Source organism: Neisseria cinerea (assembly GCF_900475315.1).
GTDB lineage: Bacteria > Pseudomonadota > Gammaproteobacteria > Burkholderiales > Neisseriaceae > Neisseria > Neisseria cinerea.
Genome location: NZ_LS483369.1, coordinates 691,631 through 708,901 on the forward strand (window position 1 = coordinate 691,631; position 17,271 = coordinate 708,901).

General features: G+C 49.6%; 16 protein-coding genes. 12 read left to right on the forward strand and 4 right to left on the reverse strand.

Features of this window, described 5'->3' with window-relative positions; all coding sequences use genetic code 11:
• The first annotated feature begins 4 nt into the window (after positions 1–4).
• The 3 genes from DQM57_RS03690 to recR all read left to right on the forward strand — a co-directional run bounded on the left by DQM57_RS03690 (position 5) and on the right by recR (position 2,669).
• Positions 5–358, forward strand: coding sequence for an arsenate reductase (locus DQM57_RS03690; protein WP_111726931.1), 354 nt, complete (start codon positions 5–7; stop codon positions 356–358).
• Positions 359–444: 86 nt separating this feature from the next.
• Positions 445–1,983, forward strand: a complete 1,539-nt coding sequence (locus DQM57_RS03695) for a SurA N-terminal domain-containing protein (protein WP_111726933.1) — start codon at positions 445–447, stop codon at positions 1,981–1,983.
• Between the two features lie 68 nt (positions 1,984–2,051).
• The gene (gene recR / locus DQM57_RS03700) at positions 2,052–2,669 is read left to right on the forward strand and encodes a recombination mediator RecR (RefSeq protein ID WP_039854554.1); all 618 of its coding nucleotides are present in this window, start codon (positions 2,052–2,054) and stop codon (positions 2,667–2,669) included.
• Positions 2,670–2,726: 57 nt separating this feature from the next.
• On the opposite strand, the gene DQM57_RS03705 is transcribed toward recR, so the two are convergent.
• A complete protein-coding gene (locus DQM57_RS03705) occupies positions 2,727–3,005 on the reverse strand; it encodes a hypothetical protein (RefSeq protein ID WP_111726935.1) in 279 nt (92 codons plus the stop codon).
• A 191-nt stretch (positions 3,006–3,196) separates the two neighbouring features.
• On the opposite strand from DQM57_RS03705, the gene DQM57_RS03715 reads away from it, so the two are divergent.
• The 3 genes from DQM57_RS03715 (at position 3,197) to recD (ending at position 6,946) form a co-directional block, all read left to right on the forward strand.
• Positions 3,197–4,444 (forward strand): lipoprotein-releasing ABC transporter permease subunit, encoded by a 1,248-nt coding sequence (locus DQM57_RS03715; RefSeq protein ID WP_108043711.1) that lies wholly within the window; start codon positions 3,197–3,199, stop codon positions 4,442–4,444.
• A complete protein-coding gene (lolD, locus tag DQM57_RS03720) occupies positions 4,437–5,132 on the forward strand; it encodes a lipoprotein-releasing ABC transporter ATP-binding protein LolD (RefSeq protein ID WP_111726937.1) in 696 nt (231 codons plus the stop codon). The genes DQM57_RS03715 and lolD overlap by 8 nt, the downstream gene beginning before the upstream one ends.
• Positions 5,133–5,197: 65 nt before the next feature.
• On the forward strand, positions 5,198–6,946 hold the full coding sequence (gene recD / locus DQM57_RS03725) for an exodeoxyribonuclease V subunit alpha (RefSeq protein ID WP_111726939.1): 1,749 nt from the start codon (positions 5,198–5,200) through the stop codon (positions 6,944–6,946).
• A gap of 79 nt (positions 6,947–7,025) precedes the next feature.
• Here recD and DQM57_RS03730 read toward each other — a convergent pair whose 3' ends face one another.
• Positions 7,026–8,129, reverse strand: coding sequence for a methyltransferase (locus tag DQM57_RS03730; protein WP_111726941.1), 1,104 nt, complete (start codon positions 8,127–8,129; stop codon positions 7,026–7,028).
• Between the two features lie 216 nt (positions 8,130–8,345).
• Between DQM57_RS03730 and lon the strand changes: the two genes are divergently transcribed.
• A complete protein-coding gene (gene lon / locus DQM57_RS03735; RefSeq protein ID WP_111726943.1) occupies positions 8,346–10,808 on the forward strand; it encodes an endopeptidase La in 2,463 nt (820 codons plus the stop codon).
• A 181-nt stretch (positions 10,809–10,989) separates the two neighbouring features.
• On the forward strand, positions 10,990–11,259 hold the full coding sequence (locus DQM57_RS03740; protein WP_003677477.1) for an HU family DNA-binding protein: 270 nt from the start codon (positions 10,990–10,992) through the stop codon (positions 11,257–11,259).
• 57 nt (positions 11,260–11,316) lie between these two features.
• Here DQM57_RS03740 and DQM57_RS03745 read toward each other — a convergent pair whose 3' ends face one another.
• Positions 11,317–11,751: a hypothetical protein gene (locus DQM57_RS03745; RefSeq protein ID WP_111726945.1), complete on the reverse strand. Its 435-nt coding sequence runs from the start codon at positions 11,749–11,751 to the stop codon at positions 11,317–11,319.
• A complete protein-coding gene (locus DQM57_RS03750) occupies positions 11,744–13,051 on the reverse strand; it encodes a homoserine dehydrogenase (RefSeq protein ID WP_107960519.1) in 1,308 nt (435 codons plus the stop codon). Before DQM57_RS03750 ends, DQM57_RS03745 begins: the two co-directional genes overlap by 8 nt.
• Positions 13,052–13,248: 197 nt before the next feature.
• Here DQM57_RS03750 and DQM57_RS03755 point away from each other — a divergent pair, with 197 nt between their 5' ends.
• From DQM57_RS03755 to DQM57_RS03775, 4 genes are all read left to right on the forward strand, one after another.
• Entirely contained in the window at positions 13,249–13,620 is a 372-nt protein-coding gene (locus DQM57_RS03755) for an Mth938-like domain-containing protein (RefSeq protein WP_231992140.1), read from the forward strand.
• A gap of 76 nt (positions 13,621–13,696) precedes the next feature.
• Positions 13,697–15,616 carry an ATP-binding cassette domain-containing protein gene (locus DQM57_RS03760; RefSeq protein ID WP_111726949.1) on the forward strand — a complete coding sequence of 640 codons (1,920 nt, stop codon included), beginning with the start codon at positions 13,697–13,699 and terminating at the stop codon, positions 15,614–15,616.
• A gap of 475 nt (positions 15,617–16,091) precedes the next feature.
• Positions 16,092–16,595, forward strand: a complete 504-nt coding sequence (locus DQM57_RS03770) for a hypothetical protein (protein ID WP_108043703.1) — start codon at positions 16,092–16,094, stop codon at positions 16,593–16,595.
• A 214-nt stretch (positions 16,596–16,809) separates the two neighbouring features.
• Positions 16,810–17,139, forward strand: a complete 330-nt coding sequence (locus DQM57_RS03775) for a hypothetical protein (RefSeq protein ID WP_111726951.1) — start codon at positions 16,810–16,812, stop codon at positions 17,137–17,139.
• Positions 17,140–17,271: the final 132 nt, after the last annotated feature.

Below are 17,271 nucleotides of genomic sequence, written 5' to 3' on the forward strand. Positions count from 1 at the left end.
CCAAATGATAGTCCTTCACGGCATCCCAAATTGCGATACGGTCAAAAAAGCCAAAAGCCGGCTTGCCGAATATGGTATGGAATTTGAATTTCGGGATTTTAAAAAACAGGCGCCTTCCGAAGCGGAAATCTGCCTGTGGCTGGAGCAGGTACCTTTGGAGATACTGCTCAACAAACGGGGAACCACATGGCGCAAACTTGATGCACTGATGCAGGAGGAAGCCCTGTCCTCAAAGGAAGGTGCGGTCAGGATAATGTCCGAAATGCCAAGCCTTATCAAACGTCCCGTACTGGAATACGGCGGAAAGGTTCATATCGGCTTCAGCGATGAATCTTATCGAGAGATATTCAAACGTTAATTAAGCCTTCGTGCAGACGCGTATAAAAACCGTTACAATACGGAATCTATATTTCCCAACCTCATTCCATATTCCGATCTGAAAATATGTTCCATTCCATCGAAAAATACAGAACACCCGCCCAAGTCTTATTAGGCCTGATTGCATTAACGTTTGTCGGCTTCGGCGTCAGCACGGTTTCGCACCCCGGTTCCGATTACATCGTCCAAGTCGGGGACGAAAAGATCAGCGATCATTCGATTAATACCGCCATGCAAAACGAACAGGCGGACGGCGGCAGCCCGTCACGCGATGCCGTATTCCAATCCCTGCTGCAACGCGCCTATCTGAAACAAGGTGCAAAACTGATGGGTATTTCCGTTTCCCAGGAACAAATCAAACAGATTATTGTAGACGATCCTAATTTTCACGATGCAGGCGGGAAATTCAGCTATGCCCTTTTGAGCCAGTACCTTTCGCAACGCCATATGTCGGAAGACCAGTTCGTCGAGGAAATCCGTGACCAATTCGCATTGCAGAATTTGGTAAACCTTGTTCAAAACGGTGTCTTGGTCAGCGATGCCCAGGCGGAGCAACTGGTCAAACTGACCCAGGTCAACCGTACCATCCGTTCGCATACTTTTAACCCCGACGAATTCATCGGACAAGTAAAAGCAGCCGATGCGGATTTACAGAAATTTTATAATGCAAACAAAAAAGACTACCTGCTTCCCCAAGCGGTCAAATTGGAATATGTCGCATTGAATCTGAAAGACTTTGCAGACAAACAGACCGTCAGCGAAACAGAAGTGAAAAATGCGTATGAAGAACGTATGGCACGTCTGCCCGCAGAAGGGGAAAAACCTTCTTTCGAAAAGGAAAAAGCCGCTGTCGAGAATGAGTTGAAAATGAAAAAAGCGGTTGCCGACTTCAATAAGGCGAAAGAAAAACTGGGCGATGATGCTTTCAATCATCCTTCTTCGCTTGCCGATGCAGCCAAAAACAGCGGTTTGAAAGTAGAAACCCAAGAAACATGGTTAAGCAGGCAGGATGCCCAAATGTCCGGACTGCCCGAAAATGTAATCAGCGCCATATTCAGTGATGACGTATTGAAGAAAAAACACAATTCCGAAGTATTGTCTATCAATAATGAAACCGCATGGGTCGTCCGCGCTAAAGAAGTACGCGAAGAAAAAACCTTACCGTTTGAAGAAGCTAAAGACGCGGTGCGTCAGGCTTATATCCGTACCGAAGCCGTCAAACTTGCCGAAGAAAGGGCAAAAGAAGTACTCGCCCAGCTGAACGGTGGTAAGGCCGCCGATGTAAAATGGTCTGAAGTATCCGTATTGGGGGCGCAGCAGGCAAGGCAGTCCATGCCGCCCGAATCTTATACGGAACTGCTGAAAGCAAAACCGGCAAACGGTAAACCAGCCTATGTCAGACTTACCGGCCTGCCGGCTCCCGTGATTGTCGAAGTACAGGCTGTAACACCGCCGGATGATATCGCCAACAGGCTGCCTTCTGCAAAACAGGCGTTGGCGCAGCAGCAGTCGGCCAATACCTTCGACTTGCTGATACGTTATTTCAACGGCAAAATCAAACAGACCAAAGGTGCCCAGTCTGTTGGCGGAAATGACGGGCAGTAATTTCCGGTTTTCTATATTCGATATAACGGTCGGAATATTCCGACCGTTTTCCCATGTGTCGAGGTATGATGAATCCTAAAAAGCAAGATGCCTTCCAAAGGCTGATCGGTGCGCTTAAAGTTTTGCCCAACGTCGGGCCGAAATCGGCACAACGGATAGCATATCACCTGCTTCAGCACAAGCGTAAGGAGGCTGAAGAACTGGTAGACGCCTTACAGACGGCATTAAGGCAGGTTGACCATTGCTCGATGTGCAATACATTTTGCGAAGGCGGATTATGCAGTATCTGTGCAGACCCATCACGCGACGTGCGGAAGCTGATGATTGTGCATATGCCTGCCGACGTATCCAATATGGAAGCGGCAAACTGTCATGACGGGCTTTACTTTGTTTTGATGGGGCAAATCAATACGGCACTGGGCATGGACGTATCGGCCATCGCATTGGATAAACTCGCCGAACGGCTGAAAAAAGAAGAAATCGAAGAAATCATTATTGCGACAGCCTTTACCGCGGAAGGTAATGCCACGGCATTTGTATTGTCGGAGTTTTTCAAAAAGCTACCTTATAAAATCAGCAGGTTGTCCCAAGGTATTCCTTTGGGCGGCGAATTGGAATATGTCGATGCGGGTACGCTGGCGCAGGCGGTGTACGAACGGCGGCTGATTAAAGAAGGCGAGTTGTAACCGGTACAAATGAAAAATGCCGTCTGAACTTTCAGACGGCATTTTTATCGGCTCGGTTTATTTGCAGCTCACCCCTTGGATCTGCAAGGCACCGCCGTTGCCAACCTTAAAGGAGCACTGTGTCGCGCTGCTGCCGGAAACGGTAATGCTGCCGCTGCCGCCGTTTAAGCTGACGGGTTCTTTAACCCCCATGCCCACGGCAGTTGCTGCCAGCTTTTGCACGTCTGCTTCGGAATAAGACGTATTGTTGGCATCAATTTTGATTTCTTTGGCATAGGCTGTTGTAGCGGCAAACACGCTGATAGCAGCCAAAGCGGAGATTTTCCTGATATTCATTGTTTTCCTTCAAGAAAAGGGTTTGTTTCAAGGAAAGGATAGGGCAGTTCTAAGCATTGTGCAAGTGTTCTGCACGGTTTTACAGAATTTGCCAAAGACCGCACTTTCGTTTTCACAAGCTGACATTCGGACGCTGCCGGGGTTTTACGGTACAATAAACTTTCATTTGCAGACATTTTAAGGTAGCAGTCATGTTTTCTTTAGAGGCTTGGATAGGCTTGAGGTATCTCAGGGCGAAAAAGCGCAACGGCTTTATGTCGTTTATCACGATGGTTTCGATTGCCGGAATCGCCTTGGGCGTAACCGCGTTGATTGTTGTCCTGTCGGTCATGAACGGCTTTCAGAAAGAAATACGCGGGCAGCTCCTGAATGTCGCTCCGCACGCCGAAATCGGCTATATCGACAATACGGATACGGATTGGCGCAATCTGCGCAAGTTTACTGAAAATCAGAAAGGCATCTTGGCGACTGCCCCCTATGTTTCTGATCAGGCGCTGCTGGCCAATGCGGGGGAAGTCAGGGGCGTTCAGATACGAGGGATTCTGCCGTCTGAAGAGCGCAAAGTCGTCGAATACGGCGACAAGATGCCTTCAGGCAAATTCGAAGATCTGATTCCGGGTCAGTTTGACATTATCCTCGGTGTCGGTTTGGCTGAGGCACTGGGTGTCGAAGTCGGCAATAAAGTGACCGTCATTACACCGGAGGGCAATGTTACGCCCGCCGGAGTCGTACCGAGGTTGAAACAGTTTAACGTGGTCGGGCTGGTTAAAACAGGTGTTTACGAGGTTGACAATTCATTGGCGATGACGCATATCCAAGATGCGCGCGTACTGTACCGTTTGGATAAGGAGGTTGCAGGGTTGCGGCTGAAACTCGCCGACCCGCAAAATGCCCCCGCATTGACGGCAAAGCTGATTCCGGAGGCTCAAAGGGACACGGTCTGGGTACGTGATTGGACGTTTAGCAACCGAAGCTATTTTGAGGCGGTCGAGTTGGAAAAACGGATGATGTTTATCATCCTGACGCTGATTATCGCCGTAGCGGCGTTTAACCTTGTCTCTTCGTTGGTGATGGCGGTTACGGAGAAGCAGGCGGACATCGCCATTTTGCGCACTTTGGGTCTTTCACCCTCGGGCGTAATGAAGATTTTTATGGTTCAGGGCGCATTTTCCGGATTTTTCGGTACGCTGATAGGAGTAGTCTGCGGCGTGTTGTTGGGCTGGAATGTGGGAAGGATTGTTGCATTTTTTGAACGTTTGTTCGGTGTCCACCTCATCAATTCTCAGATTTATTTTATCGACTACCTGCCCAGCGATGTCGATATGGGCGATGTCGCTCTGATTGCCTGCATTTCCCTGGGTTTGTCTTTCGTAGCGACGCTGTACCCTAGCCGTCGTGCATCTAAAACCCAACCAGCGGAGGCATTGCGTTATGAGTGATTTGATTTTGAAATGCGAAGGCGTGGGCAAACGCTACCGTGACGGCAGTTTGGATGTTCAGGTGCTGCGCGGTCTGGATTTGGAAATACATGCCGGGGAAAGTACCGGAATCATCGGTTCTTCGGGCAGTGGCAAATCGACCCTGCTGCATATTTTGGGCGGTCTGGATATGCCGTCTGAAGGCAGGGTGCTGCTGATGAATGAGGATTTGCGTACATTAAGCCAGCGGCAACTGGGCAACTTACGCAACCGTTACCTTGGGTTTGTGTATCAGTTCCACCACCTTCTGCCGGAGTTTTCTGCACTGGAAAATGTGATGATGCCTTTGCTGATTGGCAAAAAAAACCGTGAAGAAGCTGCGGAGGCGGCGATGTCGATGCTCGAGAAGGTCGGACTGAAGCACCGTTCGGCGCACCGCGCGGGCGAACTTTCAGGCGGTGAGCGGCAGCGTGCCGCCATTGCACGCGCCCTGGTTACCCAACCCAAATGCCTGCTTGCCGACGAACCGACCGGCAATCTCGACCGTGCGAACGCCAGGAATGTTTTGGATATGATGCTGGAACTGAAAACAGAATTGAAAACAGGTTTGGTTGTCGTTACACACGACGACGAACTCGCCGGCCGCTTCGAGCGCGTCATGGTCATGAAAGACGGCAGCCTGCATCCGAAACAGGGAGCAGGCGCCTGAAAAGTGCAATACACCGTGCCGTCTGAAAAATCATGCTTTCAGACGGCATTTGAATAAGGAATACGATGGAACGGCAGACAGATGAATTTGCCCTGGCGGCTGCACAGGCGGCAATCCGTTTTTTGGAACACTATACCGACTCCGGTGCTGAAGCCCTTTCTTCCTATATCGAACGGCTGTTTCAAGCATTGCAGAACGGTCATTCGTTTATCCGCTTGAAAAAAGGGGAGGCGTCCTTCCTTTCGACACTCAAGCCCGTAGTCGGGGAATCTGCCTCCCCTCTGATTTTGGAAGGGGAAAAACTGTTTTTGGGCAGGATGTGGCAGTTGGAATACGATTTGGCTACCGAAATAAAACGTTTGGCGGCGGCCGGCACGTCCGCCCCCGACGTGGCAGGTGCGCGGCAAAACCTCGCAAAATGGTTTCAAGGAGTGGGAAGCGAAGGACAGCGCGATGCGGCTGCTCTAGCATTGCTGCAGTCTTTTATGGTGATTACCGGCGGCCCCGGTACGGGTAAGACGACGACGGTTGCCAAACTGTTGGCACTGATTTGCAGCGGGGACGGAGCCCTTCCCCATATCGCGCTTGCCGCTCCTACGGGTAAGGCTGCCGCGCATATGGCGCGTGCGCTGCACCGTGCAATCAACAGTTTTGACGCTCCGGACAACGTCCGCCGCCATCTGCTTAAATTGGAAGGGCAAACCGTCCACCGCCTGCTGAAGCTGCGCCCGCCTAAAATGCAGCCTGCATTCAACCCTGTTTACCCGCTGCCGTTTGACGTATTGATTATCGATGAAGCTTCGATGCTGGATACGGTATTGATGCTTCAGCTTTTAAAGGCCGTTAAAACAGGGGCGCGCGTGATTCTGCTGGGCGATGAAAACCAGCTTCCGTCTGTCGGGGTCGGTGCCGTACTCTCCGTCCTGTCTCAAAAAACGCTCCTCGGCGGAGAAATATATAATAAGCTGGTTGAGTACCTGCCCGAACACGGTTTTCCCTTATGCAGAGATGTACCCGTCTTGGCACAAAATACCGCCCGTCTTTCCTTCAGCCACCGATTTGGCGACAACAGCGGCATCGGCTGCCTTTCCCGCTCGGTCGTATCGGGCGATGAGGCGCAGGCATGGGCTTTGTTCTCCCGGTTCGATAAAGAGCTGGAACATTCGGAATGCCGTCTGAACGCTCAGGTCGAAAGGTTGTACCGGACTCACAAAGGCTATTGGCAGGCGGTAGACGAAGGCAACATCGAATCCGCCTATGCGGGCATCTCGGATGCGGTGGTTCTGGCCGCATGGCGCCAAGATGCGGAAAACTTCAACGAAGCCTACTGCAATTATGTGCGCCGTAAAAGGAACATACCCGAACATCAGGTCTATTTCGCCGGAGAGCCGATTATGATCAGGCAAAACGACTACGCACTCGGGCTGTTCAACGGAGACGTCGGGCTGATTATGGATGATGCCCAAAGACCGGGCAGCCTGTCCGCCTATTTTCCCGATACGGACGGGTTTAAAAAGGTTGCAGTCAGCTGCCTTCCGGATTTTGAACCCGCTTTCGCCATGACCGTCCATAAAAGCCAAGGTTCGGAGTATCGGGAAGTCTGGCTGCTGCCGCCATCTGCCGCACCTTCGAATGAAGAGGACGATGCGCTTTCCGGCTTGAGCAGGGAGCTGCTTTACACCGCCATTACCAGGGCAAAGGAAAAATTCGTATTCTTCGGCGGGGAAGAAACCTTCCGTCAGGCGGCGGCTACTGTCAAAGTCCGTCAGACGGCATTGGGCAATATGCTCAAACGGGTATTTTCACAAGGATAATCTATCCGAATGCCGTGTCGGTTCTACAGGCTCTTTTATGGATGCCGAAGGAAAAGACCGCACAAATGTGCGGTCTTTTTCATGCCTTTTTCAAACGGTATAGGAAAGTGGTTTCCCTGTTTCGGGCAAAAGCAAGCGGATCGTCCGGATTTGCGGCTTTTTTGTGTTTTGGCTTGGTTTTCATAATATCGGTAATACGCAACCCCGCCCCTGCAAAGGCCTTCTCCAAAAAACCGAACGGGCGCAGGTGCAGATGTTCTGCAAGGTCGGAAATAATCAGGCGGATTTCGCCGCCTGGGTTCAAATGTTCCGGCGCATCCCTTAAAAATGCGGTCAACATCGCAGAATCAGGGTCATATAATGCGGATTCGATGGTTGAAGTAGGCTTGGCAGGAAGCCATGGCGGGTTACAGACAATCAAATCGGCACGCATATCGGGGAACATATCGGTTTCCCGTATCTCAACCTGTTTTTCCAAACCCAACCGGGCGATATTGGCTCGGGCGCATGTAACGGCCCTTGGATTGGTGTCCGTACCGATGATGGAAGATATCCCTTGTTTTGCCAAGATAGCGGCAAGAACGCCAGAACCCGTTCCGATATCCAATGCCGTCTGAAACCCTGTTGACGGTGCTTGTGCGAGCAAATCGAGATATTCGCCGCGCAAAGGTGAGAATACGCCGAAGGGGACGTGTATCTGCCCGCCGATCTGGGAAACGGCAACCCCCTTTTTATGCCATTCGTGCGCACCTATAAATCCAAGCAGCAGATTGAGCGGGAGAAAAAAAGGCTTGACGTTAGGCTTGCCGTACACATCCGACAGGGCAGCGTATATATCGGGCGCGCGTTTGTTATGCAATACGAAACCGGGGCCTACCTCAACGGCAAGCATATTCAGAATACGGCTCTGCTGCGCCTGCTTCATACGGTGCGCGTGGAATAGGGAGGCAATATCGGCATCTGGATCGGCAGCAACAGGCTTGCGGACTTTTTTCTTTATCCCCAAAAGCACCTGCACCGCATTGTGGAAATCCCCCTGCCAAACGGTTGCCATATTCTGATAGGCGGCTTTCAAAACAGCGTCTGCGCCGCTTTCGCGGACATAAAGCCAGCCTTTTGGAGGCTTTTGCAAACTTTCGTTGCGCCATTCAAACCCACTGTCCGGAAAAATAAAATAAGACATGCCATACCTGCATAATGTTTAAAAAATAGGGAGCGGGCCGAAAAATACCGATCCGCCGGAATGCCGTCTGAAACATTAAAACTTCAGACGGCATTCTTGATATGTATATTTTATCCGAATATCAAACTTTATAAATAAACCGCGTATGCTTGAAATAATGCTTTCAACCCCAATTTACGCGACAATCAACAATCTGTCAGACACAAGAGAGTATTCATGACGCAGAAAGAAAAGAATTTTGAGGAATATGCTGCCTTGGCAACACTTCCTTTACGGGATGTCGTCGTTTATCCGCATATGGTTCTGCCGCTGTTTGTCGGCAGGGAGAAATCCATTGCCGCACTGGAAAACGCCGTTTCCAATGAAGAGCCGGTTTTCCTGCTTGCACAAACCGATGCCGCAGTGGAAGCCCCTGTTGCCGCCGACCTGTACCAAACCGGTACCGTCGCACAAGTTTTACAGGTATTAAAGCTGCCTGACGGTACGGTAAAGGTTTTGGTCGAAGGCCTGTGCCGCGGACAAGTTTTAACAATCGAAGACACAGGCGGGCTATTTGTCTCCCACATAGAAACCGTTAAAGACAATGATTCGGAAAGCCATCCGGAGCTTGAAGCCGTTCGCCGTACCCTGTTGGCACAATTTGAACAATACGCCAAACTCAATAAGAAGATTCCGGCAGAAATCGTAAACAGTATCAACGGCATTTCCGACAACAGCCGTTTGGCGGATACAGTGGCCGCCCATCTGCAATTAAAGCTGGAGCAGCGTCAGCAAATCTTGGAAACTGCCGACGTTGTTGCCCGTATGGAGTTCTTATTGAGCTGCCTGGAATCCGAACTGGACATCATGCAGGTCGAAAAACGCATCCGCGGCCGTGTGAAACGCCAGATGGAAAAATCCCAACGAGAGTATTACTTGAATGAGCAAGTGAAAGCGATTCAGAAAGAATTGGGTGAAGAAGACGAACGCGGCGAACTGGATGCGCTGGAAGCGAAAATCAAAGAAGCGGGCATGACCAAAGAGGCTGAAGAGAAATGTCTGTCTGAATTGAAAAAACTGAAAATGATGCCGCCGATGTCTGCGGAATCCACCGTAGTACGCAACTACATCGATACTTTGTTTGAGCTGCCGTGGAAGAAAAAATCCCGCGTCAGCAAAGATATTGCCAAAGCCGATTTGGTGTTAAACGCCGACCACTACGGTTTGGAAAAAGTCAAAGAGCGGATTTTAGAATACCTCGCCGTCCAAAAACGTATGGACAAGCTCAAAGGTCCGATTTTATGTTTGGTCGGCCCTCCGGGGGTGGGTAAAACCTCCTTGGGCGAATCCATCGCCAAAGCGACAGGCCGACAATATGTCCGCATGGCTTTAGGCGGCGTGCGCGACGAAAGCGAAATCCGTGGTCACCGCCGCACCTATATTGGCTCTATGCCCGGCAAAATCCTGCAAAACATGGCTAAAGCAGGCGTGAAGAATCCCCTGTTCCTGCTCGACGAAATCGACAAATTGGGCAGCGACTTCCGCGGCGACCCTGCCAGCGCGTTGCTTGAGGTGCTCGATCCTGAGCAAAACAACAAGTTTGCCGATCATTATGCCGAAGTGGATTACGACTTGAGCGATGTAATGTTTATTGCTACATCTAACAGTTTGAACATTCCGACTCCATTGCTCGACCGCATGGAAATCATCCGTTTGTCCGGCTATACCGAAGACGAAAAAATCAATATCGCCATGCAGTATCTCGTGCCTAAGCAAATGAAACGCAACGGCGTGAAAGAAGGCGAATTGCTCGTCGAGGAAAGCGCGGTACGCGATATTATCCGTTATTACACCCGTGAAGCCGGTGTGCGTTCGCTCGATCGTGAGATTGCCAAAATCTGTCGCAAGGTGGTGATGCAGATTACCTTGAGCGAAGATAAGAAGAGGTCGTCTGAAACCAAGAAAACCAGTAAAGCCAAGCCTAAGGCGGTTAAAGTTAATGAGAAAAACCTGCATGACTACTTGGGCGTACGCCGTTTCGATTACGGTGTTGCCGAAAGTGAAAACCGCATCGGACAGGTTACTGGTTTGGCTTGGACGGAAGTCGGCGGCGAATTGCTGACTGTCGAAGCCGTGGCGTTGCCGGGTAAAGGCGTGATCCAGTGTACCGGCCAGTTGGGCGATGTGATGAAGGAATCTGTATCCGCAGCATGGTCTGTTGTCCGTTCCCGTGCAGAATCAGTGGGTTTGGCTCCTGATTTTTACGAGAAAAAAGACATCCATGTTCACGTTCCCGAAGGTGCGACGCCGAAAGACGGTCCGAGCGCAGGTATCGCCATGACCTTGGCGATGGTGTCCGCCTTTACCAAAATTCCGGTGCGTGCCGATGTAGCGATGACAGGCGAAATCACCCTGCGTGGCGAAGTCTTGCCAATCGGCGGATTGAAGGAAAAACTGTTGGCTGCCTTGCGCGGCGGCATCAAACACGTCTTGATTCCGAAAGACAACGTCAAAGACTTGGAAGAAATCCCTGAAAACGTGAAAACCGGCCTGACCATCCATCCGGTCAAATGGATAGACGAAGTATTGGCTTTAGGCTTGGAAACCCAACCCGAATCTTGGATTGGGCCTTCTGTTGCAGAAATAGTGAAAGAACCTGCTTCAAAAGCGAAGTCCCGAAGCAAGGCAACCAAGCACTGACAGACGGAAAATGTGTTGTAAAAATGCGGTTTCGTCCTGAGAGCCTGTAAAATAGGACGATTCCGTATTTTTTGCTTGACACGGCATTTTCAGAATTGCTATAAAGCGAAAGTTACTCAAGCAGTACAAACTCCCGAATATTCGGGCATTTCATCATTTTTTAGACAGGAAGGGACTGATTGTGAATAAGTCTGAATTGATCGAAGCGATTGCTCAAGAAGCCGGTATTTCTAAAGCTGCCGCGCAAAAAGCTTTAGATGCCACTACCAATGCAGTAACCAACGCGCTGAAAAAAGGCGACACAGTTACTTTGGTCGGTTTCGGTACTTTCTACGTCGGCGAACGTGCCGAACGTCAAGGTCGCAATCCCAAAACCGGCGAACCTTTGACCATTGCTGCTGCCAAAACGCCTAAATTCCGCGCCGGCAAAGCTTTGAAAGACGCACTGTAAGCCGTTTTTTATTAAAAAGCCGATTCTTTAAAGAATCGGCTTTTTTATCGCTCCACATTATTCTGATTTCAAATCGGCAACACACTGCTTGTCACGTGCTTCAAAGGCATGGGCGCCACCAAGCAAATCAAGTTGTTCTTGCGCGCCAAGCTTGCCGAATGAATTAATCTGTTTTCCGTTTAATTTTTCCAAAGGCTGTTCCCACATACATTTGCAGTAATCTGCTGCGAGGCGGGTATTGTTTGAATCTAAACCGCGGGCTTGCAAATCGTTTTGCCATTTTTCGGCAAACGGAATGTTTTTTACGCAGGATTCAATAATTTTCTGCTTTGCCTGCGGTTTGGACATGGCGCATTGGGAGAGCAGGGCGGTCGCGGCGAGCAATGCCAAAATGACCCACGCCCAAATGCGGATGGTGCGGATTTTGGCTTTCGCTTTTTTACGCGCCGCAGCCTGCTCTTCGGCGGACATTTCGTTTTTCGGCTCAGTCATGCAGGCTTTCCATGCGGATCATGGTGATCGGTTTTTCCACGCAGCTTAATGCTTCGATGGCGGCAATCGCGCGCTTGATGTTTTTCTCGACCGTGCTGTGGGTCAGAATTACGATTTCGGCGGTAGTTTGATCAATCACGCCTTTTTGGATTAAGGCTTCGATGGACACGTTTTCTTTTGCCAACAGCGCGGCGATTTGCCCCAGCGTACCCGGTTCGTCTTTGGCTTGGACGCGCAGGTAGTAGCTGCTGGTGATTTCGTCCATAGGCAGGATGGTTTGCGCTTGGACTTGAGCAGGTTGGAATGCCAGATGTGGTACGCGGTGACCGGTATCGGCTTCAATCAGGCGTGCGATGTCGATGATGTCGGCGACTACGGCGGAAGCGGTCGGTAATGCACCGGCACCTGCGCCGTAATATAAGGTTTCGCCAACCATATCGGCGTTGACGCGCACGGCGTTCATCACGCCGTTGACGTTTGCCAAGAGGCGGCTTTCGGGAATCAGGGTCGGATGGACGCGCAATTCGATACCTTTTTCGGCTTTGCGGGTAATGCCCAGAAGTTTGATGCGGTAGCCGAATTCTTCGGCATATTTGATGTCGCGGCTGTCGAGTTTGCTGATGCCTTCGAGGTAGCAGGCGGAGAAGTTCATCGGCGTACCGAATGCCAGCGCACTCATGATGGTAATTTTATGGCCTGCGTCGTTGCCTTCGATGTCGAAGGTCGGGTCGGCTTCGGCGTAGCCCAATGCTTGCGCTTCTTTCAATACGTCGGCAAACGCGCTGCCTTTTTCGCGCATTTCGGAGAGGATGAAGTTGCTGGTGCCGTTGATGATGCCGGCGATGCTGCGGATGCGGTTGGCGGAGAGGCCTTCACGCAGGGCTTTGATGATTGGGATACCGCCCGCCACAGCTGCTTCAAATTGCACCATGACATTTTTTTCTTCCGCCAGCGGGAAGATTTCGTTGCCGTATTCGGCGAGCAGTTTTTTGTTGGCGGTAACGATGTGTTTGCCGTTTTCAATGGCTTTCAATACCGCATCTTTGGCGATGCCGGTACCGCCGAACAATTCGACGACGACATCGACGTCTTCACGCGCCACCAGTTCGAACGGGTCTTTGACAAAGGCTGCGGACGGGCAGATTTGGCGGGCTTTTTCTTCGCTCAAGTCGCATACGGCACTGATGCGCACTTCTCGTCCCAAACGGCGGCTGATTTCCGCCGCATTGTCTCGCAACACGGCAGCCGTACCGCCGCCGACCGTACCTAAACCTAAAAGACCGATGTTTACTGGCTTCATTGTGTCTCCTTGTAAGCCGACTGAAATGTAAATATTGAAAGACGAAAATATCCGCTGCCGATATAATTATGCCGCACTTTAAATCAAATGCCGTCTGAAATCAGCAGGCGAGGTCAGATGAAATCCGCTAATCCTACATGAATTTGTCTGATTTTGCACCCCTCCTGATACAGATGAAGCGGCAACAGGATAAAAAAATGTTATTTGAAGAAAATCCGATAGACGAACATTTTGTAGAGTATGACCGCCGTACAGGTGAAATCCGGCTGTCCGGCAGACATTTCAATAAGCCTGTGCTGCTGCATAAGGATTCTGCCGGTCTCTCGAAATGGCAGTCATTGTCAGAATTGACTCCGGATAATCTGTTGTCTGATGTCAAAGCGGATGATTATCCGGAAATATTGATTATCGGGACTGGGGCGGTACAGAAGTTTATCCATCCCAAAATCATGGCGGATTTCTCTCAGATCGGAATCGGTGTGGAATGTATGAACACAGAATCGGCATGCAGGACATTGGCCTTTTTGCACTCGGAAGGGCGTAAAGCCTGGGCGTGGCTTCAACCGTAAATTTCCCGTTTCAGACGGCATCAGCACTTTCTTTCAGGTAAAATACGGCTCTTTTCCGTCCAATAATATTTCCGTCATGATTGAAATCAAAAACCTCACCCTGCAACGCGGTTTGAAAATCCTGCTCGACAAAGCCAACGCTACCGTCAATCCCGGTCAGCGCGTCGGTTTGATCGGTAAAAACGGTACGGGAAAATCCAGCCTGTTTGCCTTAATCAAGGGTGAAATCACTCAGGACGGCGGCGATATCTCGATTCCGAAAAATTGGCGGATTGCTTCCGTTTCCCAAGAAACGCCCGACTTGGACATCTCTTCATTGGACTACGTTTTGCAGGGCGATGCCGAGTTGCAGGCTTTTCAGACGGCATTAAGGCAGGCGGAAGCGCAAAATGACGGCATGAAACAGGCAGAATATCATGCCAAATTGGAAGAAATCGACGCTTATACCGCGCCGGCCCGCGCGGCAAAATTGTTGAACGGGCTGGGTTTTTCGCAAGAAGAACACAGCCGCCCCGTCAAATCCTTTTCCGGCGGCTGGCGTATGCGCCTGAACCTTGCACAAGCCCTGATTTGCCGCGCCGATTTGCTCTTGCTTGACGAACCGACCAACCACTTGGATTTGGAAACCGTCTTGTGGCTGGAAAACCACCTTGCTTCTTTACCTTGCACGCAAATCATCATTTCCCACGACCGCGACTTCCTCAATGCGGCCACCACCCAAACCATCGAATTGTCCCAGCAAAAACTCACGCAATACGGTGGCAATTACGATTTTTACCAAAACGAACGCGCGCAACGTCTCGCGCAGCAACAAGCCGCCTATGTCAAACAGCAGGCTCAAATCAAACATTTGCAATCCTTTATCGACCGCTTCAAAGCCAAAGCCACTAAAGCCGTTCAAGCGCAAAGCCGCATGAAGGCTTTGGCAAAGCTTGAACGCATCGCTCCCGCGCATCTGGACAGCGAGTTTTCCTTTGAGTTTTACAATCCCGACCTTCTGCCCAATCCTTTGTTAAAGCTGGAGCACGCTGATTTGGGTTACGAAGGCAAAACCGTTTTGCACGACATTACCCTGTCGCTGGAAAGCGGCGCACGTTACGGGCTATTGGGTGTCAACGGCAGCGGTAAATCTACGTTTATCAAAGCATTGGCGGGAAAAATCGATTTGCTCTCCGGCAGCATCGTCCGTTCCGAAAAACTCAATATCGGCTATTTTGCCCAACACCAACTCGACACCATCCGCGCCGACCAAAACCCTGTTTGGCATATTCAGCAGCTTTCTCCCGAAGTACGCGAACAAGAAATCCGAAATTTCCTCGGCGGCTTCAATTTTGTCGGCGATATGGCGTTACAGAAAACCGAACCTTTTTCCGGCGGAGAAAAAGCCCGTCTTGCCCTTGCTATGATTATCTGGCAAAAGCCGAACCTGCTGCTGCTTGACGAGCCGACCAATCATTTGGACTTGGATATGCGCCACGCCTTGACGCTCGCTCTGCAAAGTTTCCAAGGTGCCTTAATCGTCGTGTCGCACGACCGCAGCCTGCTTGAAGCAACGACTGACAGCTTCCTCTTGATAGACAAAGGCCGTCTGAAAAACTTTGACGGCGATTTGAACGATTACCGCCAATGGCGCTTGGCACAGGAAAACGCCGCAACTGCGCCAGCCGCTTCCGCTCAATGCCAAAACCGCAAGGATACCAAGCGTATCGAAGCACAAATCCGTCAAGAAAAAGCCCGACGCAGTAAGCCGATACAGCAGAAAATCGACAAAGCCGAAAAAGAAATGGCGCAGCTTTCCGAAATTCAGACGGCATGTGAAGCATTTTTAGCACAAGAAGAAGCTTACTTTGAGGCAAACAAAGAAAAATTGCAGGACACTCTATCCAATCTGGCAAAAGTCAAAACACAGCTTGCCCAAATCGAAGAAACTTGGCTGACTTGCCAAGAAGAATTAGAACGGATTGAAACTGAAATCGGGATACAGTTCGCCGAGTGATAAGGAAGCGCGGGTAGGGTGCTTATATTTGTCTGCCAAGAACGGTATAATTCGTGCTTTATCGTCGTCTTTTCACTTTACCAACATGAAAATTAGACTTTTCGTCGCCTTCATTTTCCTATCCTTTTCCGGTATGGCGACGCAAGCCTCCGTATACAATTGCAGCTCAAATGGCAAAAGTGTATATACATCAGATCCATCAGGATCGTGTACCGGAGCAGACTTACCTAAAATCAGCAGCCACCAGGGAGGCGAATACCGTCTGAAAATAAAAAAACTCAGTCAAGAAACCCAAATACACGTTGAAAGTAAAAAGAAAAACAAAAAAACTGTTGGGAAAAAGAAAAAGAACGTGAGGACCGCTAACATCCCGAAGGAAAATCAAAAGAAAATAGATAAAAAGAGAAGTTCACCCAAATAAAAATGCCAAGAAATCCTTAAAAGTCAAAATTATCATCTGAGTATCAAACACATTATGAAATCAAAACTATCCTTAATCCTAATTAACCTTTCACTGATTTCGATGCCATTAAGTGCAGATGCAGCCAAAATTTATACCTGCACAGCCGACGGAGAGACCATTTACACCACAAAACCGTCTAAAAGCTGCCACTCAGCCGACTTACCACCAATCGGAAGTTACAGCAGCGACCATTATATTCCGTCCCATACACCTGTATCTTCCAACAGTGAACCTGTCGTCAAACATAAAGCACCGGTCAGAACAGTATCCAAGCCGACAAAACCTAATACGCCGCCGCCTCAACAAGCACCTGTAAACAACAGCAGACGCTCCATTCTCGAAGCAGAATTAAGCAATGAACGCAAAGCCCTAACCGAAGCCCAAAAAATGTTATCGCAAGCACGTTTGGCAAAAGGCGGCAACATCAACCACCAAGAAATAAATGCGTTACAAAGCAATGTATTGGACAGGCAGCAAAACATCCAAGCCCTGCAAAGGGAACTGGGGCGTATGTAGGCTGATGAAGAATATGGCAAAATGTGCCCAAACCAAAGATAAAGGATTTTGTGCAATGTCCTTTGATGGTTCGGCTTCGGAAATTGAATTTTTAAACATTCCCGAAAACAATCCCAAAGACATAAAACAATAAGGAGCATATGCTCAAATAGAGAGCCTTTGCAAAAATCTGTATTATTAAATTACAGGTTTTTGAAAAGGCTTTGATTTTATTATGCTTTCACAATCCCAATGGCTGGATGCCGTCAAAGGGCGGTTGCGGGTGCGTTCCGATTACGCGCTTTCCAAAAGATGGGCGGTTACACCGTCCGAAGTGTCCCAATACCGGCGAAACCGTCTTAGGTTTCCTTTTGCCGTCGTCTTGGATATTGCCGACGTGATGGATATAGATCCGATTGAAATTATTGCAGGTTTGGAATATAGACGGTGCAGAGAAATTGACAAGGAGCGCGTAAAAAGGGCGTATTTCAAAGCCCATTGCGCGCATTTCGTTTATCCGAACAATCCGGGCTTTTTCCACCGTAAAAAACGGTTCTTCAGCTAGTTCGCATAATGTATATTATGTTAAATTTATAATGGGTCAAATAGATATTTTTACAACCCCATTCAAAACTCAGCCACTTAAAAATTTAATCAGAACAAATAAAAAAAGCAAACAAAAATATCCATCTTTCAA